The 22,365-nt window shown below is 70.2% G+C and carries 22 protein-coding genes; 18 read left to right on the top strand and 4 right to left on the bottom strand.

Annotated elements, in window-relative coordinates; all coding sequences use genetic code 11:
- Positions 1-53 precede the first annotated feature (53 nt).
- Genes pabB through ACO2RJ_RS10380 form a run of 3 tightly spaced genes read left to right on the top strand, consistent with a single transcriptional unit; the run spans position 54 to position 2,940 of the window.
- Positions 54-1,493, top strand: a complete 1,440-nt coding sequence (pabB, locus tag ACO2RJ_RS10390; RefSeq protein ID WP_423267929.1) for an aminodeoxychorismate synthase component I — start codon at positions 54-56, stop codon at positions 1,491-1,493.
- Positions 1,490-2,083, top strand: coding sequence for an anthranilate synthase component II (locus tag ACO2RJ_RS10385; protein ID WP_423267928.1), 594 nt, complete (start codon positions 1,490-1,492; stop codon positions 2,081-2,083). The genes pabB and ACO2RJ_RS10385 overlap by 4 nt, the downstream gene beginning before the upstream one ends.
- Positions 2,071-2,940 (top strand): aminotransferase class IV, encoded by an 870-nt coding sequence (locus tag ACO2RJ_RS10380; protein ID WP_423267927.1) that lies wholly within the window; start codon positions 2,071-2,073, stop codon positions 2,938-2,940. The genes ACO2RJ_RS10385 and ACO2RJ_RS10380 overlap by 13 nt, the downstream gene beginning before the upstream one ends.
- Before the next feature lie 80 nt (positions 2,941-3,020).
- On the opposite strand, the gene ACO2RJ_RS10375 is transcribed toward ACO2RJ_RS10380, so the two are convergent.
- Positions 3,021-3,533: an invasion associated locus B family protein gene (locus ACO2RJ_RS10375; protein WP_423267926.1), complete on the bottom strand. Its 513-nt coding sequence runs from the start codon at positions 3,531-3,533 to the stop codon at positions 3,021-3,023.
- A 357-nt stretch (positions 3,534-3,890) separates the two neighbouring features.
- On the opposite strand from ACO2RJ_RS10375, the gene coxB reads away from it, so the two are divergent.
- The 12 genes from coxB (at position 3,891) to ACO2RJ_RS10315 (ending at position 16,930) form a co-directional block, all read left to right on the top strand.
- The gene (coxB, locus tag ACO2RJ_RS10370) at positions 3,891-4,769 is read left to right on the top strand and encodes a cytochrome c oxidase subunit II (RefSeq protein ID WP_423267925.1); all 879 of its coding nucleotides are present in this window, start codon (positions 3,891-3,893) and stop codon (positions 4,767-4,769) included.
- A gap of 41 nt (positions 4,770-4,810) precedes the next feature.
- Entirely contained in the window at positions 4,811-6,418 is a 1,608-nt protein-coding gene (ctaD, locus tag ACO2RJ_RS10365) for a cytochrome c oxidase subunit I (RefSeq protein ID WP_423267924.1), read from the top strand.
- Positions 6,419-6,546: 128 nt separating this feature from the next.
- Positions 6,547-7,509 (top strand): heme o synthase, encoded by a 963-nt coding sequence (locus ACO2RJ_RS10360; RefSeq protein WP_423267923.1) that lies wholly within the window; start codon positions 6,547-6,549, stop codon positions 7,507-7,509.
- 4 nt (positions 7,510-7,513) lie between these two features.
- Positions 7,514-7,681, top strand: a complete 168-nt coding sequence (locus ACO2RJ_RS10355; protein ID WP_423267922.1) for a hypothetical protein — start codon at positions 7,514-7,516, stop codon at positions 7,679-7,681.
- Between the two features lie 15 nt (positions 7,682-7,696).
- Positions 7,697-8,293, top strand: a complete 597-nt coding sequence (locus tag ACO2RJ_RS10350) for a cytochrome c oxidase assembly protein (RefSeq protein WP_423267921.1) — start codon at positions 7,697-7,699, stop codon at positions 8,291-8,293.
- Positions 8,294-8,369: 76 nt separating this feature from the next.
- Entirely contained in the window at positions 8,370-9,200 is an 831-nt protein-coding gene (locus ACO2RJ_RS10345; RefSeq protein ID WP_423267920.1) for a cytochrome c oxidase subunit 3, read from the top strand.
- Between the two features lie 79 nt (positions 9,201-9,279).
- Positions 9,280-9,675 (top strand): DUF983 domain-containing protein, encoded by a 396-nt coding sequence (locus ACO2RJ_RS10340; RefSeq protein WP_423267919.1) that lies wholly within the window; start codon positions 9,280-9,282, stop codon positions 9,673-9,675.
- Entirely contained in the window at positions 9,672-10,505 is an 834-nt protein-coding gene (locus ACO2RJ_RS10335; protein ID WP_423267918.1) for an SURF1 family protein, read from the top strand. The genes ACO2RJ_RS10340 and ACO2RJ_RS10335 overlap by 4 nt, the downstream gene beginning before the upstream one ends.
- A 127-nt stretch (positions 10,506-10,632) precedes the next feature.
- Positions 10,633-12,051, top strand: coding sequence for a threonine synthase (thrC, locus tag ACO2RJ_RS10330; RefSeq protein WP_423267917.1), 1,419 nt, complete (start codon positions 10,633-10,635; stop codon positions 12,049-12,051).
- Entirely contained in the window at positions 12,048-13,322 is a 1,275-nt protein-coding gene (locus ACO2RJ_RS10325; protein WP_423267916.1) for a M16 family metallopeptidase, read from the top strand. The genes thrC and ACO2RJ_RS10325 overlap by 4 nt, the downstream gene beginning before the upstream one ends.
- 16 nt (positions 13,323-13,338) lie before the next feature.
- Entirely contained in the window at positions 13,339-13,923 is a 585-nt protein-coding gene (locus ACO2RJ_RS10320; protein ID WP_423267915.1) for a GNAT family N-acetyltransferase, read from the top strand.
- A 91-nt stretch (positions 13,924-14,014) separates the two neighbouring features.
- Entirely contained in the window at positions 14,015-16,930 is a 2,916-nt protein-coding gene (locus tag ACO2RJ_RS10315; RefSeq protein ID WP_423267914.1) for an EAL domain-containing protein, read from the top strand.
- A 215-nt stretch (positions 16,931-17,145) separates the two neighbouring features.
- Here the strand turns inward: ACO2RJ_RS10315 and pyk are convergent, their stop codons facing one another.
- The 3 genes from pyk to ACO2RJ_RS10300 are packed head-to-tail and all read right to left on the bottom strand — an operon-like array spanning position 17,146 to position 20,477.
- Positions 17,146-18,594, bottom strand: coding sequence for a pyruvate kinase (pyk, locus tag ACO2RJ_RS10310; protein ID WP_423267913.1), 1,449 nt, complete (start codon positions 18,592-18,594; stop codon positions 17,146-17,148).
- Positions 18,591-19,124 carry a DUF1036 domain-containing protein gene (locus ACO2RJ_RS10305; RefSeq protein ID WP_423268954.1) on the bottom strand — a complete coding sequence of 178 codons (534 nt, stop codon included), beginning with the start codon at positions 19,122-19,124 and terminating at the stop codon, positions 18,591-18,593. Before ACO2RJ_RS10305 ends, pyk begins: the two co-directional genes overlap by 4 nt.
- Positions 19,125-19,157: 33 nt before the next feature.
- Positions 19,158-20,477 carry a glycerate kinase type-2 family protein gene (locus tag ACO2RJ_RS10300; RefSeq protein ID WP_423267912.1) on the bottom strand — a complete coding sequence of 440 codons (1,320 nt, stop codon included), beginning with the start codon at positions 20,475-20,477 and terminating at the stop codon, positions 19,158-19,160.
- A gap of 224 nt (positions 20,478-20,701) precedes the next feature.
- Here ACO2RJ_RS10300 and ACO2RJ_RS10295 point away from each other — a divergent pair, with 224 nt between their 5' ends.
- The 3 genes from ACO2RJ_RS10295 (at position 20,702) to ACO2RJ_RS10285 (ending at position 22,285) form a co-directional block, all read left to right on the top strand.
- The gene (locus tag ACO2RJ_RS10295) at positions 20,702-21,508 is read left to right on the top strand and encodes an N-formylglutamate amidohydrolase (protein ID WP_423267911.1); all 807 of its coding nucleotides are present in this window, start codon (positions 20,702-20,704) and stop codon (positions 21,506-21,508) included.
- Entirely contained in the window at positions 21,505-21,816 is a 312-nt protein-coding gene (locus ACO2RJ_RS10290) for a DUF1244 domain-containing protein (RefSeq protein WP_423267910.1), read from the top strand. The genes ACO2RJ_RS10295 and ACO2RJ_RS10290 overlap by 4 nt, the downstream gene beginning before the upstream one ends.
- 193 nt (positions 21,817-22,009) lie before the next feature.
- Positions 22,010-22,285: a DUF2312 domain-containing protein gene (locus tag ACO2RJ_RS10285; protein WP_423267909.1), complete on the top strand. Its 276-nt coding sequence runs from the start codon at positions 22,010-22,012 to the stop codon at positions 22,283-22,285.
- Positions 22,286-22,365 lie beyond the last annotated feature (80 nt).

Here is a 22,365-nt window from a genome sequence, read left to right as displayed (position 1 = left end):
GGAAGCGCGGCGGCCGACGGGGCCGCGCGGCGTCTTCCGGTGATGCGCAGCCGATGCAGGTCCACGAACTCCCCCACGCCGACATGGAAGCGCACGCCGAGCGCCTCGCGGGAGCGCGCTATCTCGCCTTCCTCGACAGCGCGATGCCGCATGCCGCCCTCGGCCGCTTCTCCTATCTCGCCGCCGATCCCTACGCCGTGCTGGAGGCGGACGGCGTAGGGGGCGCGACCTTCGACGGCCGACCCGTGGAGGGCGACCCGCTCGCCGCGCTGACGCGCGCGCTGGAGATGTCGCGGGCGCCGGCGCGTCCGGAGCTACCTCCGTTCCAGGGCGGCGCGGCGGGCTTCATGTCTTACGACTACGGCCGGCGGCTCGAACGCTTGCCGGCCGTCGAGATCGACGATCTTGAGGTCCCCGACGCCGTGCTTCCGCTCTACGACTGGGTGGTCGCCTGCGATCATGCGCGCGGCAAGGCCTGGCTGATCTCGACGGGAGCGCCGGAACCCGAGGGCGCCGCCCGCGACGCGCGGGCGAAGGCGCGGGCGGAGGGCGTTCTGGCCCTGCTGTCCCGCCCCGCGCCGCCGCGGGCGGCGGGCGGCGCGCGGCCGCCGCTGGTCTTCTCGTCGAACTTCACGCGAGACGCCTATGTCGAGGCGATCGCGAAGACCGTCGACTACGTGTTGGCCGGCGACATTTTCCAGACCAACGTCGCGCAGCGCTTCATCGCCGACCTGCCCGCCGATTTCGACGCATGGGCGTTCTATCGGCGCCTGCGGGCGCGCAATGCGGCGCCCTTCGCCGCCTATCTCGCGTTCGGCGACGTGACCGTGTGCTCGTCCTCGCCGGAGCGTTTCCTCAGCGTCGAAGGCGACCGGGTGGAGGCGCGGCCGATCAAGGGCACGGCGAAACGCTGGGCCGACCCGCACGCCGACGGCTCCGCTTCGCGCGCGCTGCTCGATTCGGAGAAGGATCGCGCGGAGAACGTCATGATCGTCGATCTCCTGCGCAACGACCTGTCGCGCGTGTGTCGGCCGGGCACGGTGGAGGTTCCGAAGCTCTGCGGGCTCGAGACCTACGCCTCGGTCCATCACCTCGTCTCGGTCGTGACCGGCCGCCTGAAGGCGGGCCTCGGCGTCGTCGACCTGCTGCGGGCGAGCTTCCCGGGCGGCTCGATCACCGGCGCGCCGAAGCTCCGCGCGATGGAGATCATCGCCGAGCTCGAGCGCCACGCCCGCGGGGTCTATTGCGGCTCGATCGGCTGGATCGGCTTTTCCGGCGACGCCGACTTCAACATCGCGATCCGCACGGCGACGATCGCGAAGGGAAAGGCGCTGTTTCAGGCGGGCGGCGGCATCACCGCGCTGTCCGACCCGGCCGCCGAATATGACGAGACGCTGACCAAGGCGCGCGCGGTGTTCGACGCGTTCGGCGGCGTGCTGGCGCAGGACGGGGAGGGCGGTCTGCCCCGCGCCGTGGCGGGAGGGCTGCGATGATCCTCGTCCTCGACAATTACGACAGCTTCGTCTTCAACGTCGCCCGCTATTTCGAGGAGATCGGACGGCCGACCGAGGTCGTGCGCAACGACGCCGTCACGGTCGAGGACGTCGAGCGCGCGGCGCCGGAGGCGATCGTGATCTCGCCCGGGCCCTGCACGCCGAACGAGGCCGGCATCTCGCTCGACCTGATCGCGCGGCTCTCGGGGCGCGTGCCGATCCTCGGCGTCTGCCTCGGCCATCAGGCGATCGGCCAGGCCTTCGGCGGCCGCGTCGTCAGGGCCCGCCGCCCGCTGCACGGCCGCGCGTCGCGCGTCGAGCATGACGACACCGGCCTGTTCGAAGGCCTGCCGAACCCGGTCTCGGTCGGCCGCTATCACTCGCTGATCGTCGAACTCGACGGGACCTACGACGGACCGCTGGCCGTCACCGGCCGGTCCGAGGAGGGCGAGATCATGGCGCTCGCGCATCGCGACCACCCGACCTTCGGCGTCCAGTTCCACCCGGAATCGATCCTCACCGAGGGCGGCCACCGGCTGCTGCAGAATTTCCTCGCCGAAGCCGGGGCGCGAAGCGCATGCACCGCCTGAATGGCGTTCTCCTGGACGGCGCGACGGGCCCGTTCGATCTCGGGGACCGCGGCCTGACGCTGGGCGACGGCCTGTTCGAGACGATCGCGGTCTTCGGCGGGCGGCCGGCGATGCTCGGGGCGCATCTCGACCGATTGTGCGCGGCGGCGGCGGAGATCCGTCTCGCCGTGGACCGCGCCTTCTGCGAGGCGGAGGTTCTCGCGCTCGCAGATGCCGCAGGGGAGGGCGACCATGTCATCCGCCTGACGGCGACCCGCGGCGCCGGGGCGCGCGGCCTGGCGATTCCCGAGGGCGCGACGCCGACGATCGTGGCGTCCTCGTCGCCCTTTCCGAAGGAGGCGCTCAACGCGCCGATCCGGCTCGCGACGGTCTCGGTCCGCCGCAACCCGACATCGTTGGCCTCGCGCGCCAAGACTCTGAGCTATCTCGACGGCGTGCTCGCCTTCGACGAGGCGAAGCGCGCGGGCGCCGACGACGCGCTGATGCTCAACACGCACGGCAAGGTGGGCTCGACCGCGATGGCCAATCTGTTCGCCGTGTTCGGGTCCGAGGTCGCGACGCCGCCGGTGTCGGAGGGCGTCTTGCCCGGAATCGTCCGCCGCCTGGCGCTCGAGACCGCGTCCCGTCTGGGATTCCGGGCGGTCGAGCGGCCGCTAATGCCCGAAGAGCTCGAGGTCGCCGACGCCGTGTTCGCGACCAACAGCGTGCGGCTCGTGATGCCGGTGACGGCGATCGACGGCCGGCCGACGGGGACGAGCGATACGCCGTGGCGGGTTGCGGAGGGGGTCGCGCGGGCCTGCGGCGCGCCCCTGGCCCCGACGGCGTTTCTACGCTCGTCGGACGATGGTTCGTCCTGACCGAAGCGTCTCCATCGGACTTTCGACCAGCCGGAGCATGACGACGGTTCAGGAGCGATCCTGCCGCGAGCGCGCCGACCTCAGGGCAGGGCGTCGAAGCCCGGGCCGAAGCCGTTCAGCGACACCGGCACGCCGATGCCCTCTTCGGGCGTCTGGAAGATGATGAAGGTCGCCTGCTTGCCGGTCTTGAACTGGTTGATCAGCTGGTCCTCGAGCACGACCTCGGCGACGCAACCGTTCGGCAGGCAGCGCACGAAGCCGGCGCGGCCGACCTCGGCCTGATCGATTCGCAGGCCGAGCCCCGACGGCAGCAGAACGCCGAGCGGCGCGAGCACGCGCAGCAGCCGGCTCTTCTTATCGGCGGTCTTCAGCACGATGACGGTGAGGCCGACATTCGGGCGGTCGTCTGCGGTGACGCTCTGGACGAGGGCGCACTGCTCGCTTTGGGCGCCCGGGGGCGTGTCGCACCGCATCTGCCAGTCGCCGTGAGTGGCCTTCACGGCGCCTTGCGCCGACGCCGCTTGGGGCGCGAGGCCGACAGCCGCGGCGCCGGCGACGGCCAGGACGGCGGAGACGATTCGTGTGAAACGCACGGGCGGGGCCTTCAAGGTCCGATCGAAGGCCTCGGGCGTAACAGAGAGCGACGTGGTGTCAAGCTTGGGCGGCCCGGCTTCATTTCGGCCATCATCTCGGAACCGTTCGCCTTTTTCGCGCCCAAATGCCGCACGGAGCCCTCCGAAGGGTCACATTGAGCTTTTCTAACCAGTGTGGTTTCAAGTCCCGGTCGACAGTTAGGCTTGGCGGTCATCCGCAAGCGGGGTGGCCGGGCCGACGCCGCCGTCATAAAGAGAGAACGCTGCGCCGGGCGCCGTCCGAGCGCGCGCAGGACGTGGATTAGGGTTCGGGTTCTCCCTCGAGAGCCCCGGGAAGCGACGAGAGGCTGGCGAAGCATGTTCCCAACCGGACGCAGGACGATTCTGGCGGCCGCAGCGCTTGCGGCGTCGTTCGTGGGCGCGGCGCCCGCCGTCGCGGGCCAGGGCCAGCCGTCCCCGTGGCAGATCGGCCTTCAGGACGCGGTGACGCCGGTGTTCCGCCAGGCGCACGACTTCCACAATTTCGTTCTGATCATCATCACCGTCATCACCCTGTTCGTGCTGGCGCTGCTCGTCATCTGCGTGGTCCGCTTCAACGAGAAGGCGAACCCGGTTCCGTCCAAGACGACCCATCACACTTTGCTCGAGGTCGCCTGGACGATCATCCCGGTGCTGATCCTGGTGGTGATCGCGATCCCCTCGTTCCGCCTGCTTTACGCTCAGTACTCGCCGCCGCCGGCCGATCTCACGATCAAGGTCGTCGGCCGCCAGTGGAACTGGGACGTCATCTACCCCGACGCCAACGCGCTGACGCTGACGCAGCTGATGCTGACCGACGACGAGCTTCAGGAGGCGAACTCCAAGGAGCCGCGCCGCCTCGCCGTCGACAACGTCGCGGTGGTGCCGATCAACAAGGTGGTGCGCGTCGAGGTGACCGCCGAAGACGTCATCCACGCCTTCACGGTTCCCTCCTTCGGCGTGAAGGTCGACGCCATTCCGGGGCGCCTGAACGAGACGTGGTTCAAGGCGGAGAAGGAAGGCGTCTATTACGGCCAGTGTTCGGAGCTCTGCGGGCAGGCGCACGCCTACATGCCGATCGCGATCCAGGTCGTGAGCGACGAGCTCTACGCCAAGTGGCTCGAAGCCGCGAAGGGCGACATCGAAAACGCCAAGAAGGTGCTCCAGCAGGCGGCGGCGGACTCCGCCGCCGGCGCGACCACGGTCGCGGCCCGCTGATCCGCCCGCCGAGCGACAAGAAGGCTTAGGAGACGACCCTCATGGCCACTTCAACGGCTCACGGGATGACCCCCGCCCATCACGACCACCCGACCGGGTGGCGGCGCTACGCCTATTCGACGAACCACAAGGACATCGGCACGATGTACCTCGTGTTCGCGATCGTCGCCGGCATCATCGGCGGCGCGCTGTCGGTCGGCATGCGCATGGAGCTGCAGGCCCCGGGCATGCAGATCTTCGGCAATGAGAACCTGTTCAACGCCTTCGTGACCGCGCACGGCCTCATCATGATCTTCTTCATGGTGATGCCCGCGATGATCGGCGGCTTCGGCAACTGGTTCGTGCCGCTGATGATCGGCGCGCCGGACATGGCGTTCCCGCGCATGAACAACATCTCGTTCTGGCTGCTGCCGCCGGCGCTCGGGCTGTTGATCATCTCGATGTTCGTGCCCGGCGCGCCCGGGTCTCACGGCGTCACGGGCGGCTGGACGATCTATCCGCCATACTCGACCAAGGGGCAGCCCGGCCCGGCGATGGATTACGCGATCCTCGCGCTCCATCTCGCCGGCGCCTCGTCGATCCTCGGCGCGATCAACTTCATCACCACGATCTTCAACATGCGCGCCCCGGGCATGACGCTGCACAAGATGCCGCTGTTCGCCTGGTCGGTGCTGGTCACCGCGTTCCTGCTGCTGCTGTCGCTGCCGGTCCTCGCCGGCGCGATCACGATGCTGCTGACGGACCGCAACTTCGGCACCACCTTCTTCAACCCGGACGGCGGCGGCGACCCGATCCTGTTCCAGCACCTGTTCTGGTTCTTCGGCCACCCGGAAGTGTACATCCTGATCCTGCCGGGCTTCGGCATGATCAGCCACGTGATCTCGACCTTCTCGAAGAAGCCGATCTTCGGCTATCTCGGCATGGCCTACGCGATGGTCGCGATCGGCGTCGTCGGCTTCGTGGTGTGGGCCCACCACATGTACACGACCGGCATCTCGGTGAACACGCAGGCCTATTTCGTGTTCGCGACCATGGTCATCGCGGTGCCGACCGGCGTGAAGATCTTCTCCTGGATCGCGACGATGTGGGGCGGCTCGATCTCGCTCCGCACTCCGATGATCTGGGCGATCGGCTTCATCTTCCTGTTCACGCTCGGCGGCGTCACCGGCGTCGTGCTGTCGAACGCCGGCATCGACCGCTCGCTGCAGGACACCTACTACGTCGTCGCGCACTTCCATTACGTGCTGTCGCTCGGCGCGGTGTTCGCGATCTTCGCGGGCTGGTACTACTGGTTCCCGAAGATGTTCGGCTACATGTACAACGAGACGATCGGCAAGGCGCATTTCTGGTGCACCTTCATCGGCGTGAACCTCGTGTTCTTCCCGCAGCACTTCCTCGGTCTCGCCGGCATGCCGCGCCGCTACGCGGACTATCCGGACGCGTTCGCCGGCTGGAACTTCGTCTCGTCGGTCGGCTCCTACATCTCGGCCTTCGCGGTCCTGATCTTCCTCTACGGCGTCTTCGAGGCCTTCTCGAAGAAGCGCGTCGCGGGCGACAACCCGTGGGGCGAGGGCGCGACGACGCTCGAGTGGACGCTGTCGTCGCCGCCGCCGTTCCACCAGTTCGAGACCCTGCCGCGCGTCAAGTGACGCGTGCGGAGGGCGGAGCTCCCGGCCCCGCTCTCCGGTTCACGCCGCGCGCCGCGCGAAGGCGCGTTCAGGAGCGCCGCCTGCGGGCGGCCTCCTTCCGCAATTGAAGCCAAGGCGTATCTGTCGCGATGTCATTGATCCACGACGACCGCATCGACGCCGTCGCCGCACTTCCGGGGCCGAGTCTCGCCGGCGTCGAGGACTATCTCGCGTTGCTCAAGCCGCGGGTGATGTCGCTCGTCGTCGTCACGGCGCTCACCGGCATGGTGGCCGCGCCCGGCGATCTGCATCCCGTGCTGATGGCGATCTCTCTGCTGTGCATCGCGGTCGGCGCGGGCGCTTCCGGGGCGCTCAACATGTGGTGGGACGCCGACATCGACGCGATCATGACGCGCACCGCGACCCGGCCCGTGCCGGCCGGTCGGGTGACGCCGGGCGAAGCGCTCGCCTTCGGCATGACGCTGTCGGTGGGCTCGGTGCTGATGCTCGGCCTGACCGCGAACTGGCTCGCCGCCGGCCTGCTCGCCTTCACGATCTTCTTCTACGTCGTGATCTACACGATGTGGCTGAAGCGTTCGACGCCGCAGAACATCGTAATCGGAGGCCTCGCCGGCGCCATGCCGCCGATGGTCGCCTGGGCCGCGGCGACCGGCTCGGTCGGCCTCGAGAGCGCCGTGCTTGTGGCGCTGATCTTCATGTGGACGCCGCCGCACTTCTGGGCGCTCGCGCTGATCAAATGCGACGACTACGAGCGCGCCGGCGTGCCGATGCTGCCCGTCGTCGCCGGTCCCGACGAGACCCGCCGCCAGATCCTGCTCTATGCGCTCGCCCTCGGCCCGCTCGGCGTCGCGCCGGCCTTCATCGGGCTTGGCGGATGGCTCTATCTCGCCGTCTCGATCGTCGTCGGCGTCGAGTTCGTCCGCCGCGCGATCGTGGTCCACCGCGTCCGCGAAGGCGAGGCGGCGCGGAAGGCCGCCGGCAAGCTGTTCGGCTTCTCGCTGGTCCATCTGTTCGCGCTGTTCGCCACTCTGCTGATCGAGAAGGCCGTCGGCCTCGCGCCGCTCACGGCGCCGCTCGACGGCTGGATGTGACGGCATGGAGCCCGGAGACCGTGACACGGGCGTGGTCCTCACCGAGGAGCAGAAGCGCAGGCGGCGCGGCCGCAGCATCGCGATCGCGGTCGCTCTCGCAGTGCTGGTCGTCCTGTTCTACCTCGTCACCGTCTTCAAGATGGGCGGCGACGTCGCCAACCGGCAGCTGTGACGGAGCGGGCGGGCGATGACGGACGCTGAGCGCTCCCCCGCCGATCTCGGCCGCCGGCACAGGCGGGTCGCGATCGGCTGCGCCGCGCTCGTCGCGTCGATGATCGGCGCGGCCTACGCCGCGGTGCCGCTCTACGACCTGTTCTGCCGCGCCACCGGCTACGCCGGCACCACGCAAGTGGCGAGCGCCGCGCCGGCCGGCGCGATCGATCGCGAGATCACGGTGCGCTTCGACGGCAATGTCGCGCCTGGCCTGAAGTGGCGCTTCGCGCCGGAGGCGAACGAGATGACGGTGAAGGTCGGGGAGACCCGGCTCGCGCTGTTCAAGGCGAAGAACGTCTCGGACGAATCGCTCACCGGCACGGCGAGCTACAACGTGACGCCGAACCAGACCGGCGCGTATTTCTCGAAACTGCAGTGCTTCTGCTTCACCGAGCAGACGCTGAAGCCTGGCGAGGAGATCGACATGCCCGTCGCCTTCTTCGTCGATCCGTCGATCGCGGAGAACCGCGACCTTGACGACATCAGGCAGATCACCTTGTCCTACACGTTCTTTCCGGTGAAGCAGCCGAAGTCGGCCGCGCTCGCCGTGTCGGAGCGGCCGAAGAGCTGAGATAAAGCGCGCGGGCTCGGGCCGAGGATCGCGCGAACGGGACCGTCGGGTCCGGAAGAAACGGAAGGGGAGCCTGATGGCCGACGCTCACGCCAAGAAACACGACTACCATCTCGTGGATCCAAGCCCCTGGCCGATCCTCGGCTCGATCGCGGCCTTCGTGCTCGCCGTGGGCGCGGTGCACTACATGAAGGGCGGCGCGCCCTGGGCCGCGCTCGTCGGCCTCGCCGGCGTGCTCTACGTCATGATCGCCTGGTGGCGCGACGTCATCAACGAGGCGCATCGCGGCGACCACACCCGCGTGGTGGCCATCCACCTGCGCTACGGCATGATCCTGTTCATCGCCTCGGAGGTGATGTTCTTCGTCGCGTGGTTCTGGGCCTATTTCGACGTCGCGCTGTTCCCGAACGAGATCCACCAGTTCCAGCGCACCGAGTTCACCGGCGGCGTCTGGCCGCCGAAGTCGATCGAGACCTTCGATCCCTGGCATCTGCCGCTGCTCAACACGCTGATCCTGCTGACCTCGGGCACCACGGTGACTTGGGCGCATCACGCGCTGCTTCACAACGACCGGAAGGGCCTCAAGCAGGCCCTGTGGCTCACTGTGATCCTCGGCGTGCTGTTCTCGCTCTGCCAGGCCTATGAATACGGCCACGCCGCCTTCGCCTATTCCGGCAACATCTACGGCGCGACCTTCTTCATGGCGACCGGCTTCCACGGCTTCCACGTGATCGTCGGGACCATCTTCCTCGCGGTGTGCCTCGCCCGGGTCTACAAGGGCCACTTCACGCCGAAGCAGCATTTCGGCTTCGAGGCGGCGGCCTGGTACTGGCACTTCGTCGACGTGGTCTGGCTGTTCCTGTTCGCCGCGATCTACGTCTGGGGCGCCGGGAGCGCCGCGCACTGACCGCGGCGCAAGCGGCGTCGCAGATCTCAGGGGGCCGCCGGCGACCGCCGGCGGCCTCCGCCATTTGAGGGGGGACCCGATGGACCGTCCTGACCCGACATCGCCTTCGGCGCCGTCCGCCGCGCTCGCCGGCCTCGCGGGGCGCTGCCCGGCCTGCGGTCGGGGGCGACTGTTCGACGGCTACCTCGCTTTGAAGCCGGCCTGCGAGAATTGCGGCCTCGACTTCGGCTTCGCCGATTCCGGCGACGGGCCCGCCGTGTTCGTGATGCTGATCGCGGGCTTCCTCGCGCTCGGCTTCGTGCTCTGGTTCGAGTTCACCTACGAGCCGCCCTTCTGGCTTCACCTCGTCGTGTCGCTGCCGGTGGTCGTGCTCGTCTGCCTCGTGCTGCTGCGGCTGCTGAAAGGGCTGCTGATCGCGCTTCAGCACCGGAACGACGCCGCCGAGGCCAGGCTCGATCGCAACGACGGCCGATGAGCTCTGCCCGGTCCCGCATCCTGCGCGCCGGCGCAGCCGCCGCGATTGGCGTCGCGATCCTCATCGGACTCGGGACCTGGCAGCTCGAACGCCTGTCCTGGAAGGAGACGCTGGTCGCCCGCGTCGCGCAGCGCATGGCCGCCGATCCCGCCCCGGTCCCGCCGAGAGCGGAGTGGAGCGCGCTCGACCTCGACGCCTGGACCTACAGGCGGGTGCGGGCCCAAGGCGCGTTCGACCATGCCCGCGAGGCGCGGGTCTACGTCAATCTGTCGGACCCGCACGGGCCGTTTCGCGGACCCGGCTATTTCGTGCTGACGCCGCTCGCCCTGAGCGGCGGCGGGACGGTCCTCGTCAACCGCGGCTTCGTGCCGGAGGGACTGTCCGATCCCGCGCGGCGCCCGGACGGCCAGCCCAAGGGCGAGGTCGAGATCGTCGGCCTGCTGCGCGAGCCCGAAGGCCGCAACCTCTTCACGCCCGCGGACGACCCGGCGAAGCGGCTGTTCTTCGCCCGCGACCCGTCGTCGATCGCAGCCGCTCTTGGCCTCGCGGACGCCGCCCCCTTCACGATCGACGCCGACGCCACCCCCAATCCGGGCGGGCTGCCGCAGGGCGGCGAGACGCGGATCGCCTTTCCCAACCGTCACCTCGAATATGCGCTGACCTGGTACGGCCTCGCCGGCGCGCTCGTCGCCGTCTTTCTGGCCTTCGCGTGGCGCGCGCTGAAGGACGGCCGGCCCGGGACGGGAGAGGAGGGACGCGGCGGGCCGAGGCTCTCGCCGCATCCCCCGGGGAGGCCTCGCGCGCAGCCGCCCTCGCCGGATGAGGCTTGACGGCTCCGCCACGAATGGCCCAGACGAAAGCGCGCGCGCAGGGTCGCGAACACGCGGCCTCGCTTGCGGGCGCACGGCGGCGCGCCTAGTTTCACCTCGACTCGACTGGAAGGATCCGCGCCGCTCCATGGGCGTCTCTTACGTCTCCACCCGCGGCGAAGCGCCGACGCTCGGCTTCGCGGACGCGATGCTCGCGGGGCTCGCGCGCGACGGCGGGCTCTATGTGCCCGACCATTGGCCGACGCTCTCCGCCGACGCCATCGCGAATCTCTCGGGCGCGCCCTATGAGGCCGTCGCGGAAGCCGTGATCGCTCCCTTCGTGGGCGACGCGATCGCGCGTTCCGATCTCCGCGCCATGATCGACGAGGCCTACGCCGCCTTCCGCCATCCGGCGGTGACGCCGCTCGTCCAGACCGGCCGCAACCGCTTCGTGCTGGAGCTGTTTCACGGGCCGACGCTCGCCTTCAAGGACGTGGCGATGCAGCTGCTCGCGCGTCTCATGGATCATGTGCTCGCCGAGCGGGGCCTCAGGACCACCATCGTCGGGGCGACGTCGGGCGACACCGGCGGCGCGGCGATCGAGGCGTTCCGCGGTCGCGACCGCGCGGACGTCTTCATCCTGATGCCGCACGGCAAGGTCAGCGAGGTCCAGCGCCGGCAGATGACGACGGCGCCGGACGACAACGTCCACGCGATCGCGATCGACGGCTCGTTCGACGACGCGCAGGCGCTGGTCAAGGCGATGTTCAACCACCACGCCTTCCGCGACCGGCTCTCGCTCGGCGGGGTGAACTCGATCAACTGGGCGCGGGTGCTGGCGCAGGCGGTGTACTACTTCGTCGCCGCGATCGCGCTCGGCGCGCCCCGCCGCACGGTCGACTTCGTGGTGCCGACCGGCAATTTCGGCGACGTCTTCGCAGGCTATGTCGCCAAGCGCATGGGGCTGTCGATCGGCCGGCTCGTGGTCGCGACCAATGTGAACGACATCCTCGCCCGGACGCTCGAGACCGGGCGCTATGAGGTGCGCGGCGTCCAGCCGACCACCTCGCCGTCGATGGACATCCAGGTCTCCTCCAATTTCGAGCGGCTGCTGTTCGACGCAGGAGGGCGCGATCCCGCAGCCGTGCGGCGCGCCATGTCGTCGCTCGGCCAGTCCGGCGCCTTCGCCATCGACGCGGCGACGCTCGCGGCGATCCGCATGGATTTCGACGCCGGCCGAGCCGACGAGGCGCAGGTCGCCGAAACCATCGGCCGCATCCACCGCGAGACGGGCTACCTGCTCGACCCGCACACAGCGGTCGCCTATGCGGTCGCCGAGCGGGCGGAGCTCGATCCGGCGACGCCGACCGTGGTGCTCTCCACCGCGCATCCGGCGAAGTTTCCGGACGCGGTCGAGGCTGCGTCCGGGATCCGGCCCGAGCTGCCGGCGCATCTGTCCGAGCTGATGACGGCCCCGGAGCGTCTGTCGCGGCTGCCCGCCGAACTCGACGCCGTGGAGCGCTTCGTCGCCGAGCGCGCCCGCGTCGTGCGGAACGCCGCGGCATGAGCGCCCGTCTCACGGTGCTCCCGTCCGGCCTCGCCGTCGTCACCGACCATATGCCGGAACTCGGCACCGCGGCCGTCGGCGTCGCCTTCGGCGCCGGCGCGCGTTCGGAGGGCGAGAACGAGCACGGCCTCGCCCATCTTCTGGAGCACATGGCCTTCAAGGGCACCGCCCGCCGCTCCGCGCGGGCGATCGCCGAGGAGATCGAGCAGGTCGGCGGCGACCTCAACGCCGCGACCGGCGTCGAGCAGACCAGCTATTCCGCCCGGGTGATGGAGGCGGACACGCCGCTCGCGCTCGACATCCTCGCCGACATCGTCGTCGAACCGGCCTTCGATCCGGAGGAGCTGAAGCGCGAGCAGAACGTCATCGTCCAGGAGATCGGCGCGGTCGACGACACGCCGGACGACCTGGTGTTCGACTGGCTGCAGGAGGCGGCCTATCCCGGCCAGGCCCTCGGACGCTCGATCCTCGGCACCGCCGAGACCGTCGGCGCGCTCGGGCCCCACGCCCTGCGCAGCTTCCGCGACCGCGGCTACCGCACGCGCGCCGGGGTCGTCGTGGCGGTCGGCGCCGTCGAGCACGACCGGGTCGTCGAGGAGGCGGCGCGCCGCTTCGCGGCCCTCGCCGACGGCGACGGCCCGACGCCCGAGCGGGCGGCCTATGTCGGCGGGGACCGGCGGGAAAAGCGCGACCATGAGCAGATCCACGTCGCGCTCGCCTTCGAAGGCCGCCCGTTCGACGCGCCGGACGCCTATGCGGCGCAGGTCTTCGCAAACCTTGTCGGCGGCGGCATGTCCTCGCGGCTGTTCCAGGAGGTGCGCGAGGAGCGCGGCCTGGCCTATTCCGTTCACGCCTTCCACTGGGGCTACGTCGACACCGGCCTCTTCGGCGCCTATGCCGGCACCAGCCCGGAGGACGCCGCCGACATCCTCCCCGTCATGATCGACGTCCTGCTGGAGGCCGCCGAGGACGCCGACGGGCGCGAGGTCGAGCGCGCCAAGGCGCAGATGAAGGCCGGCCTGCTGATGTCGCTCGAGCAGCCCTCGTCGCGCGCCGACCATCACGCCCGCCACCAGCTCGCCTTCGGCCGTCCGCTCGACGTCGGGGAGATCGTGGCGAAGATCGACGCCGTCACCGTGGAAAGCGCGCGCGCGGCCGGCCGGGCCATGCTGGCCTCGGCGCCGACGCTCGCCGCGATCGGTCCGATCCGCAAGCTGACGTCGCCCGAGCGGCTCGCCGACCGCCTCGGCGCGCGCGCCTCCGCCGCCTGAGCGCGGGATCCCGGCGATGGCGTTCTTCCGCACGCTGACCGCCGCGGAGACGGCGCCGACGCTGGTCGGCGACGGCGTCACCCTCCGGGTGCCGCAGATGGCCGACTTTCCCGCCTGGAGCGCGCTGCGCGAGCAGAGCCGGGAGTTCCTGCAGCCGTGGGAGCCGACCTGGCCGCAGGACGACGTGTCGCGGCTCGCCTATCGGCGGCGGATCAAGCGCTACGTGCGGGAGCTGGAGCTCGACCAGGCCTATCCGTTCTTCGTGTTCCGCAAGGACGGGCAGCTCGTCGGCGGCGTCACCATCAGCCAGGTCCGCCGGGGGGTCTCGCAGACCTGCTCGATCGGCTACTGGATGGGCGAGCGCTTCGCGGGCAAAGGCCATATGAGCGCGGCCGTCCGCGCGCTCGCCCCTTTCGCCTTCGAGACGCTGAAGCTGCGACGCGTCGAGGCCGCCTGCCTGCCGCGCAACCTCGCGTCCATCCGCCTGCTGGAGAAGGCCGGCTTCGTGCGGGAGGGCTACGCCCGCGAATATCTGTGCATCGACGGGCGCTGGCAGGATCACCTGCTCTACGCGCTTCTGCGCAGCGACGCCGTGGGCTAAGTTGGCGCCGCCGCGTGGTTCGCGGCGTCGCATATGAGGGCGTCGCCCGGACGCCGTCCGGCTCCCGCCGGCATCATGGAGAGCTGAGGCGTTGCGTTGTCTTCGCGCCCTGTGTCGGGCGCTGCTCCCCGCCGTGCTGGCCTTGTGGTGCTGCACGCCTGCGACGGCGGCTCAGCCCTTGTCGGTGCGCCCGGCCGACCAGGCCATCGACCTCATGCCCGCCATCGAGCGGCCGGAGGGGCAGGCGGACCGGATCCAAGTTCCGACGACGCCCGGCGCGGACGGCATCATCCGCCGCATCGAGGTGCGCGCGCAAAGACCGGGCGACGGTCGGCAGTGGATCGTGTTCACGCTCAAGAACGAAGGCGACGAGCAGATCGACAGGCTGCTCGTTTCGCCGCAGTTCCGCTTCGTCGGATCGGGGGCGGTGTGGCCGGACCTGGGCGAGCCGCGCATCCGCAACGTCACCGCGAGCCAGGGCATCCGGCCCGAACGCCAGCGCGCCGACGACGCCGACGTCTTCAGCCTGACGCTCGACCCGGGCGCCACCGTCACCTACGTCGTCGAACTGTCCGCGCCCCGTCTGCTCCAGCTCACGCTGTGGCAGCCCGACGCCTACAAGGACAAGGTCAACTCCTTCACGCTCTACCGCGGCATCATGCTCGGCATCGCGGGCCTGCTCGCGCTGATCCTCACGATCCTGTTCGTGGTGAAGGGCAGCGTGATGTTTCCGGCCGCCGCGGCCCTGGCCTGGGCCGTGCTGTTCTATCTCGGCGTCGACTTCGAGTTCTGGCGGCGCGTCCTCGACCTCCCGCCGGACGCGCAGCGGATGTTGCGGGCCGGTAGCGAGGCGTCCTTCGCGGCGACCCTGCTCGTCTTCCTGTTCGCCTATCTCAACCTCAACCGCTGGCATGTGCGCTACGCCCACGTCATGGGCGCGTGGCTCGTCTTCCTGCTCGCGCTGGTGTGGCTTGCGGCCTATGACGCGCCGGTCGCCGCGGGCATCGCGCGCCTGTCGCTGGTCGGCGTCGCGGTGATTGGCCTGGGCATCGTGCTATGGCTCGCGGCCAAGGGCTACGACCGCGCCGTCATGCTGGCGCCGACCTGGCTGCTGCTGGTCGCATGGGTCGCGGCGGCGGGCGCCGCCGTGAGCGGCGCGCTTGCGAACGAGCTCGCGGCGCCGGCGCTCGTCGGCGGCCTCGTGCTGATCGTCCTGCTGATCGGCTTCACGGTGATGCAGCACGCCTTCTCGGGCGGCGCCGTGGCGCAGGGGCTGGGCTCCGACATCGAGCGGCGCGCGCTTGCGGTGACGGGCGCCGGCGACTTCGTCTGGGACTGGGACGTCGACGGCGACCGCGTGCATGCGAGCCACGAGCTCGAACAGGGCCTCGGCCTCAGGCGCGGCGCGCTGGAAGGCCCCGCCGCCGCCTGGCTCGAAGTGGTCCATCCCAACGACCGCGACCGATTCCGCGCCGCCCTCGACACCATGCTCGACGAGCGCCGCGGGCGGCTGGTCGAAACCTTCCGCCTGCGCGGACCCGACGGCCACTACCTCTGGTTCCAGCTCAGGGCGCGCCCGGTGGTCGGCGCCGACGGTGAGGTGGTGCGCTGCGTCGGCACGCTTCTCGACGTCAACGCCGCCAAGACCACCGAAGAGCGCCTCCTTCAGAATGCGGTGCAGGACAATCTCACCGGGCTGCCCAACCGGGAGCTGTTCATCGATCGCCTCGACGCGGCCCTGGTCTTCGCCCAGGGCGAGACGGGCCTGAGGCCGACGGTGATGGTGCTCGACATCGATCGCTACAAGAAGCTCCACGACGCGGTCGGCGTCACCACCGGCGACACGATCCTCATCACCGTGGTGCGGCGGCTGTCGCGGCTGCTGAAGCCGCAGGACACGCTGGCGCGCATCGGCGGAGACCAGTTCGGCGTGCTGCTGGTGTCGGAGCGCGAAAGTGACGCGATCATCGAATTCGCCGACGCGCTGAAGCGCACGCTGCGCGCGCCGATCGTGTTCGGCTCAAAGGAGATCTTCGTCACCGCCTCGATCGGGCTCGCTTTGTCCGACGGCGGCGGCGCGTCGGCGGAGGACATGACGCGCAACGCCGAGGTCGCGATGTATCACGCCAAGCGCTTCGGCGGCGACCACATCGAGGTGTTCAAGCCGACGATGCGGGCGGCGACCACCGATCGGCTGCTGGTCGCGGGCGAGCTCAACCGCGCGCTCGAGAAGAACGAGATCAGGGTCCACTACCAGCCGATCGTGCGCCTCGACGACCGCTCGATCGCGGGGTTCGAGGCGCTGCTGCGCTGGGAGCATCCGCGCTACGGCCGCCGGCCGCCGGCCGAGTTCCTCGCGATCGCCGAGGAAAGCGGCCTGATCGTCGACCTCGGCATGTTCGCGCTCGACGAGGGCGCGCGCCAGCTCGCGCAATGGCAGGCGCGGGTGCCGGGCGAGCCGCCGTTGTTCCTGTCGGTCAACGTCTCGAGCAAGCAGTTCCTGCGGCAGGATCTGGTCCAGGACGTCAAGAACGTCCTCGCGCGCGCCCATCTGCCCGCGGGCACGCTCAAGATCGAGCTGACCGAAAGCCTCGTCATGGACAATCCCGAGCACGCCGCGCAGATGCTGACGCGGCTCCGGGAGCTCGGCGTCGGCCTGTCGCTCGACGGCTTCGGCACCGGCCATTCAAGTCTCGCTTATCTCCAGCGCTTCCCGTTCGACCTGCTGAAGGTCGACCGCACCTTCGTCCGGCCGCGGGGAGGCGGGGAGCGGCCGGCGATCCTGAAGTCGATCGTCAGGCTCGCCCACGACCTCGGCATGGAGCTGGTCGCGGAAGGGGTGGAAGCGGATTCCGACGCCGTCGCCCTCTACCATCTCGGCTGCGCCTACGCGCAGGGCTACGCCTTCGGCGAGGCGATGTCGGCCGAGGACTGCGATCGCCTGCTCGGCCTCGCGCCGCAGAGCGTCGCCCGTCGCGTCATGCAGGGCGCGCTGCGGCGAGGCTGACGGCGGGCGGCGACGCGGCGGCCCGCGGCGAGGCACGGCGCGTCAAGCCGGCCGCTACGGTCCGACGTTCGGAGAGTGGGTCGTCGCGCGCAGACAGGAGAGGGCGGCTTTCGCCCTGGGGTCACGAGCCCCAGGGGCGAGCGGTCGTCGCGACAGGGCGCGGCCGTCGCCGTCCCGCCGCGGCGTGCGGCGAGGAGGGGTCGGAACCGGGGGGCTTACCGCCGGGCGATGTCGGCGCCCTTGCCTTCGGTCTTGATGAAGGCGATGCGCAGCATGTTGGTCGCGCCCGGGGTGCGCAGCGGCACGCCGGCCGAGACGATCACGCGGTCGCCGCCCATCGCGTAGCCGGACTCCTTGGCGAAGTCGCAGGCGCGGTCGACCATGTCGTCGAGGTCGTAGGCGTCGGTCGTCAGGATCGAGTGCACGCCCCAGGTCAGCGTCAGCCGCCGGCTGGTGTCGAGATTGGGCGTCAGCGCGATGATCGGCGTCTTCGAGCGCTCGCGCGCGGCGCGGCGTCCGGTCGTGCCGCCGAACGTCCAGCAGATGATGGCGGAGAGGTCGAGCGTCTCGGCGATCTGGCGCGCGGCGGCCGAGATCGCGTCGGCGCCGGTCGCCTCCGGCTCGGCGCGCTGGGCGTCGATGATGCTGCGGTAATAGGGGTCGCTTTCGACGCTGCGGGCGATCGAATCCATCATCGCGACCGCCTCGGTCGGATAGGAGCCGGCGGCCGACTCCGCCGACAGCATGATGGCGTCGGCGCCCTCGAACACCGCGGTCGCGACGTCGGAGGTCTCGGCGCGGGTCGGCATCGGCTGGGTGATCATCGATTCCAGCATCTGGGTCGCGACGATGACCGGTTTGCCGGCGCGGCGGCAGGCGCGGGTCATCTGCTTCTGGAGGCCCGGCACCTTTTCGAGCGGCATCTCGACCCCGAGGTCGCCGCGCGCCACCATGACCGCGTCGCTGAGCGCGATGATCTCGCTCAGCCGGTTCATCGCCTGCGGCTTCTCGATCTTGGTCATGATGTGAGCGCGGCCGTCGATGATGTCGCGCGCCTCGATGATGTCCTCCGGCCGCTGCACGAAGCTGAGCGCGATCCACTCGCACCCGACGTCGAGGGCGGCGTCGAGGTCGGCGTGGTCCTTCTCCGTCATCGCGGAGGTCTTGATCAGCGTGTCCGGCAGGCTGACGCCCTTGCGGTCGGACATGCGGCCGCCGACGAGCACCTCGGTGACGGTTTCGGTCGGCGTCGAGCTCTTGGCGACCAGGCGGACCTTGCCGTCGTCCAGCAGCAAATGGTGGCCGGGCTCCAGCGCCTCCAGGATTTCCGGATGCGGCAGGTGCACGCGCATCTTGTCGCCGGGCGTCGGATCCGCGTCGAGCGTGAACTCCTGCCCCTTCTCCAGCATGACCGCGCCTTCGGCGAACCGGCCGAGCCTGAGCTTCGGCCCCTGCAGGTCGACGAGAATGCCGATCGGCCGGCCGACGCGCTTCTCGATCCAGCGGATCGTGCCCACGAGCTCGCGCAGCCGCTCATGGCTGGTGTGGCTCATATTGATGCGGAAGACGTCGGCGCCGGCGTGAAACAGCTTGGCGACCATCTCGGGCGTCGAAGACGAAGGACCGAGCGTGGCGACGATCTTGACCTTGCGGAGACGCCTCATCGGACCGCCGCGGACGGCTGGGCCGGGACCGGCCGAGGAGCGGGGACCGAAGACGCGCCCGTGGGCGACGCATCCGGCGCGCCGGCCGGCCGCGCCCCTGGCTCCGTCAGCTGCACGGTCCAGCTGCGCTGCTCGCCCGTGTCGATTTCGAAGAAGCCCGAGCGGTCGTAGCCGCGCGCCAGGCAGTCTTCGATGCCTCTGATCGTGAACTCTTTCTCACGCGTGCACATATAGGCCTTGCCGTTCCATTCTCCGCCGCGGTCGTAGTCGATCGCGTAGACATAATAAAATCGCGCCGACAGCGGTCCGCGGAGCAGGGTCTCGCACGAATTGGCGGAGACGTTCCACCATCCTTCCGTCGACCATGCTTCGCGCTCCTTGTAGCCGACGGAGACGCCGACGCGGCTGCCGGTCTTGTTGCAGAGCCGGAAGTCGGCGAACGCCGGCGCCGTCAGCCCGGCGAACGCGGCGAGCGCGACGCAGGCGCCGAGCCGTAAGCGGACGCGACGGTCGGGGGAGCTTCGAATCATCATGCGACGCGGGACGGAGCGCACAGGATCTCGTCAGGCGGACTTGTGCGTGGCGTCGTCTGATATGTCAACGAGCACGATCCTGAGATCGTTGACGTTGGTGCAGGTCGGTCCGGTCATGAGTCCGTCGCCAGTCGCTTCGAAGAATCCCGTGCTGTCGTTGTTCTGAAGAAACGTGGCGGGGTCGAGGCCTTTGGCGCGCGCCCGCGCCAGCGTGCCGGGATCGACCATGGCGCCGGCGGGATCGTCCGGCGAGCCGCCGCCGCCGTCCGCGCCGTCGGTGTCGCCGGCGAGCGCCGCCCAGCCCCCGAGGTCTGCGAGGTCGCGCGCGAGCGCCAGCGCGTATTCCTGGTTCGGACCGCCGCGGCCGCCTTCGCCGGTGATCGTGACGGTGAGTTCGCCGCCCGAGATCAGCGCGACCGGCCGGGTCAGCCCGGTCAGCCCGCGGGCGATCGCCGCGTGATCCGCCGCGACCTCGCGCGCCTCGCCTTCGAGATCGGCGCCGACGATCCGCACCTCGACGCCCGCCGCCTCCAGCACGGCGATCGCGGCCGCAAGCGCGTCGGCGGGTCGGGACACGACCGCGAAGATCGCGCCGTCGAAGGCTGCGTCGCCGGGCTTCGGGCTTTCATTGGCGGGATCGGCGAGCGCCTTCGCCACGTCGGGGTGAGGCGTGACCTTGTAGCGCGCGAGCGCCGCCACCGCGTCCTCGAGCGTCGAGGGGTCCGGCACGGTCGGGCCGGAGGCGATCACGGAGGGGTCGTCGCGCGGCACGTCGGAGATCGCGAGCGTGACGAGCTTCGCCGGATGCGCCGCGCGGGCGAGCCGGCCGCCCTTGATCTTGGACAGGTGCTTGCGGACCGTGTTGATCGCGTCGATCGGCGCGCCCGAGCGCAGCAGCGCCTTGGTCGTCGCCTGCTTGACGGCGAGGTCGAGCCCGTCGGCCGGCGACACCCAGTTCGCCGAGCCGCCGCCGGTGATCAGCGCCACCACGAGGTCGTCCGGTCCGGCCTCCTCGGCGAGCCGGATCGTGTCGGCGGCGCCCTGCAGGCCAGCGGCGTCCGGCACGGGGTGGCCGGCCTCGACGACCTTGACGTAGTCGGTCGGCCGCGCATGCCCGTGGCGGGTGACGGCGAGGCCGGTCAGGCGGTCCGGCCCGAGACCATGGGTCTCGCGGTAGAACCTCTCCGCGACCTCGGCGCACGCGCCGCCGCCTTTGCCCGCGGCGAGCACGATCACCCGGCCCTTCGGCGGCGCCGGCAGATGCGGCGGAATGCAGATCGCGGGATGGGCTGCGGCGACGCCGGCGTCGAAGGCGCGGCGCAGCAGCGTACGGCGCTCGTCGGGGGTCATGATCGTGGCTCCGGAACAGCGGCGCGCCGCCGCGATTGAGATGCCGAGAAGCGTGACGGGCGGTCGGCGGGCGCGGATCGCCCTCAGGGCGTCGCCGACCAGGAACGGATCCGCAGGGCCGTCCGGGCCGCGCCGCCCTTCCTATGGCATCGTCGCCATGGCGTCACTATTGTGCCGCGGTCGATCAGATGCGACCCATTCCCGCCGCGACGAAAGGCTGATCCTTGGCCGACATTCCGCCGTTCGAGACCGTCGAAGGCGCGCCCGGCTCGCGTCTTGTCCTGCTGTGCGACCATGCCTCGAACCGCGTGCCGGCGGAGCTCGGCGATCTCGGGCTGCCGCCGTCGGAGTTCGAACGCCACATCGCCTATGACATCGGGATGCGCGGCGTGACGCTTCGGGCGGCGAGGGCGCTGGGCGCCCACGCGCTGCTCTCCACCGTGTCCCGCCTCGTCGTCGACCCGAATCGGGGGGAGGACGACCCCACGCTCGTCATGCGCCTGTCGGACGGCGCCGTGGTGCCGGGCAACGCGCGGGTCGACGCCGACGAGGTGCAGCGCCGGGTGCGCCTCTACCACCGGCCGTATCACGACGCGATCTCGGCGCGGCTCGACGCCATCGTCGACGCCGGCGACACGCCCGTGATCGTCTCGATGCACAGCTTCACGGCGTTCTGGAAGACCATCGCGCGGCCCTGGCATGTCGGCCTGCTCTGGGACCTCGACGGCCGGCTCGCCATCCCGCTGCTCGAGGCGCTCCGCGCTGAAGGCGACATCTCGGTCGGCGACAACGAGCCCTATGACGGCGCGCTGATCGGCGACACCTTGAACCGCCACGCCACCGGCCGCGGATTCCCGCACGTGCTGGTCGAGATCCGGCAGGACCTGATCGCGGACGAGGCCGGCCAGGCCGAGTGGGCCGAGCGCTTCGTCCGCCTGATCCCGCCATTGCTGGAGCGCCCGGACACCGCCCACATCACCCATTTCGGCACGCGCGCCGGCGTGCGTTTCGCAGCGAGGACCAGCTCATGACCACTCTGCCCGGCATCGACGAGGCCGCCACCGTCGAACTCGAGGCGGCGGCCTTCCGCCGACTCGTCCAGCACCTCCGGGACCGCCCCGACGTGCAGAACATCGACCTCATGAATCTCGCGAACTTCTGCCGCAACTGCCTGTCCAACTGGCTGAAGGACGCGGCCGACGCCCGCGGCCTCGCCCTCACCAAAGAGCAGGCGCGCGAGGCGGTCTACGGCATGCCCTATGAGGAGTGGAAGGCGCGCCATCAGAGCGAGGCGACGCCCGACCAGCAGGCGGCGTTCGCGGCCCGCCGGCCGCACTGAGGCGAGGCGCCCGCTCGCGCGCTTGACGGACTCGACGGCTTCTGCGAACCGGACGCTCCGGGCGCCGGGCCGCCGCGCCCAGTCTTAAGCTGAGCCCTCGACGGGTCGTCACGTCCCCATCCCACTCGACCGCCGGCGCGCCGACCGCGCCTGCGGATCTGATCCATTTCGAACGAACGTCACGGGAGACACTATGAGCGCCTATCAGCCGAACCCGAGCGCGGACATCGCCTCCTCGGGCGTCGCCGCCGAGGAGCTGAAGCAGTTCGTCGAGCGGATCGAGCGCCTGGAGGAGGAGAAGGCCGGCCTGATGGGCGACATCAAGGAGGTCATGGCCGAGCTCAAGGGCCGCGGCTTCGACACCAAGGCCGTGCGCACGATCATCCGCCTGCGCAAGAAGGACAAGAACGAGCGCCAGGAGGAGGAGGCGATCCTCGAGCTCTACATGCAGGCGCTCGGCATGAGCTGACGCTCCGGAGCGATCACGAGCTCAGGGCCGCACCAGCGAACGCGGCCGTGAGCAGGACGGAATCAGCGCTGCAAACAAAA

Origin of the sequence: Hansschlegelia sp. KR7-227 (assembly GCF_049446035.1) — a bacterium.
In the GTDB taxonomy this organism is placed as follows: Bacteria; Pseudomonadota; Alphaproteobacteria; order Rhizobiales; family Methylopilaceae; genus Methylopila.
Note: the sequence above shows the minus strand (reverse complement) of the source record. Positions and strands in the feature narration are given on the sequence as shown.

Coding starts and splice junctions, on each gene's coding strand:
- pabB (WP_423267929.1), top strand. CDS start 54: ATGCAGGTCCACGAACTCCCCCACGCCGACATGGAAGCGCACGCCGAG.
- ACO2RJ_RS10385 (WP_423267928.1), top strand. CDS start 1,490: ATGATCCTCGTCCTCGACAATTACGACAGCTTCGTCTTCAACGTCGCC.
- ACO2RJ_RS10380 (WP_423267927.1), top strand. CDS start 2,071: ATGCACCGCCTGAATGGCGTTCTCCTGGACGGCGCGACGGGCCCGTTC.
- coxB (WP_423267925.1), top strand. CDS start 3,891: ATGTTCCCAACCGGACGCAGGACGATTCTGGCGGCCGCAGCGCTTGCG.
- ctaD (WP_423267924.1), top strand. CDS start 4,811: ATGGCCACTTCAACGGCTCACGGGATGACCCCCGCCCATCACGACCAC.
- ACO2RJ_RS10360 (WP_423267923.1), top strand. CDS start 6,547: ATGTCATTGATCCACGACGACCGCATCGACGCCGTCGCCGCACTTCCG.
- ACO2RJ_RS10355 (WP_423267922.1), top strand. CDS start 7,514: ATGGAGCCCGGAGACCGTGACACGGGCGTGGTCCTCACCGAGGAGCAG.
- ACO2RJ_RS10350 (WP_423267921.1), top strand. CDS start 7,697: ATGACGGACGCTGAGCGCTCCCCCGCCGATCTCGGCCGCCGGCACAGG.
- ACO2RJ_RS10345 (WP_423267920.1), top strand. CDS start 8,370: ATGGCCGACGCTCACGCCAAGAAACACGACTACCATCTCGTGGATCCA.
- ACO2RJ_RS10340 (WP_423267919.1), top strand. CDS start 9,280: ATGGACCGTCCTGACCCGACATCGCCTTCGGCGCCGTCCGCCGCGCTC.
- ACO2RJ_RS10335 (WP_423267918.1), top strand. CDS start 9,672: ATGAGCTCTGCCCGGTCCCGCATCCTGCGCGCCGGCGCAGCCGCCGCG.
- thrC (WP_423267917.1), top strand. CDS start 10,633: ATGGGCGTCTCTTACGTCTCCACCCGCGGCGAAGCGCCGACGCTCGGC.
- ACO2RJ_RS10325 (WP_423267916.1), top strand. CDS start 12,048: ATGAGCGCCCGTCTCACGGTGCTCCCGTCCGGCCTCGCCGTCGTCACC.
- ACO2RJ_RS10320 (WP_423267915.1), top strand. CDS start 13,339: ATGGCGTTCTTCCGCACGCTGACCGCCGCGGAGACGGCGCCGACGCTG.
- pyk (WP_423267913.1), bottom strand. CDS start 18,594: ATGAGGCGTCTCCGCAAGGTCAAGATCGTCGCCACGCTCGGTCCTTCG.
- ACO2RJ_RS10305 (WP_423268954.1), bottom strand. CDS start 19,124: ATGATTCGAAGCTCCCCCGACCGTCGCGTCCGCTTACGGCTCGGCGCC.
- ACO2RJ_RS10300 (WP_423267912.1), bottom strand. CDS start 20,477: ATGACCCCCGACGAGCGCCGTACGCTGCTGCGCCGCGCCTTCGACGCC.
- ACO2RJ_RS10290 (WP_423267910.1), top strand. CDS start 21,505: ATGACCACTCTGCCCGGCATCGACGAGGCCGCCACCGTCGAACTCGAG.
- ACO2RJ_RS10285 (WP_423267909.1), top strand. CDS start 22,010: ATGAGCGCCTATCAGCCGAACCCGAGCGCGGACATCGCCTCCTCGGGC.